Origin of the sequence: Methylobacterium sp. WL64, from assembly GCF_008039945.1 — a bacterium.
Lineage (GTDB): Bacteria > Pseudomonadota > Alphaproteobacteria > Rhizobiales > Beijerinckiaceae > Methylobacterium.
Genome location: NZ_VRVA01000329.1, coordinates 1 through 570, shown reverse-complemented (window position 1 = coordinate 570; position 570 = coordinate 1). Strand labels below are relative to the sequence as shown.

Below are 570 nucleotides of genomic sequence, written 5' to 3'. Positions count from 1 at the left end.
TTCGACTGCCGAAACTCTTGTGCGATCACGATCGTAGAAAACTGCTGACGCCGTGCTTCGGCGTCATACCGGGACGTCCGGCTCCCGAACCATTCTGGTTTTGAACCGACGCGCCCGCCGAACTCAGGAGAACATGATGAGGAAGACCACCTTCGCTCTCGCTGCGGCAACCCTGCTCGGCAGCTTCACCCTCGGTGTCGGCACCGTGTCGGCGGCCCCAGTGCCGGTAAACAGTCTCCAGGCCGGACAATCGGATGTCACGCAGGTCCGGATGATGCACCACGACCGCATGATGATGAAGAAGCGGATGATGCGCCGTCGCATGATGCGCAAGCGGATGATGCATCGCATGTGAGGCGATCACTGCCAGCATCGGGAGGGCTCCGGTCGGAGCCCTCCCGCTCCCTGTTGTCCCGTCGATTATGAGGCTGGCACCTTGTCCCGCATCTACAGGCTCGCGGTGATGCCTTGTCCTTTGTACCGGGGATGCTACCGTTGGATCGTGTCATCCTCTGACGGTCTCTTCTCCGAGCAATCAGCGTATCCCTACGCAACCGAGGCCGCTGCCTT

The 570-nt window shown here is 60.9% G+C and carries 1 protein-coding gene; it reads left to right on the top strand.

Going from position 1 to position 570, the window contains the following annotated elements:
- Positions 1-136 precede the first annotated feature (136 nt).
- Positions 137-355 carry a hypothetical protein gene (locus FV242_RS34145; protein ID WP_147942060.1) on the top strand — a complete coding sequence of 73 codons (219 nt, stop codon included), beginning with the start codon at positions 137-139 and terminating at the stop codon, positions 353-355.
- The last annotated feature ends 215 nt before the right edge of the window (positions 356-570 follow it).

Excerpts from the sequence above, each read along its gene's own strand:
- FV242_RS34145 (WP_147942060.1), top strand. The coding sequence starts at position 137 with ATGAGGAAGACCACCTTCGCTCTCGCTGCGGCAACCCTGCTCGGCAGC.